General features: G+C 39.8%; 1 protein-coding gene. It reads left to right on the plus strand.

What is annotated here, in order from left to right; genetic code table 11:
- Window positions 1–113 precede the first annotated feature (113 nt).
- Window positions 114–322 (plus strand): hypothetical protein (locus ACQ96U_RS27160; RefSeq protein WP_431724408.1); only part of this gene is annotated, 209 nt, incomplete at its 3' end.

Genomic DNA, 322 nt, shown 5'->3' on the forward strand with positions numbered 1-322 from the left:
ACAACACAGGAGGGAAAATGACAACCTTTGAAACGCTCATGAGGACTCATAGTGACGACAAAACAACCAGAGTATTAGCAGGAGTGTAAAAGGCTATCACGGCGGGTCAAACTTTGCGACAGAACCCATATTATCTCAGGCAAGACTCAGTTGATTATAAATCGAAAGCCATTCATTTCAATTTTAGTTACAGTGTTGATGGTAATATAAGTGACTTACTTTTCCAATATACGCATTTAGCGCCCACAAATTGTGAGTCGTTTCTGTGCTTACCTCCGATTATTGGTTGTACTTCTCAATATTTGGTTGCAGTGAGTAGTTC

The sequence above is a fragment of the Zooshikella sp. RANM57 genome (assembly GCF_050749885.1).
Taxonomy (GTDB): Bacteria; Pseudomonadota; Gammaproteobacteria; order Pseudomonadales; family Zooshikellaceae; genus Zooshikella.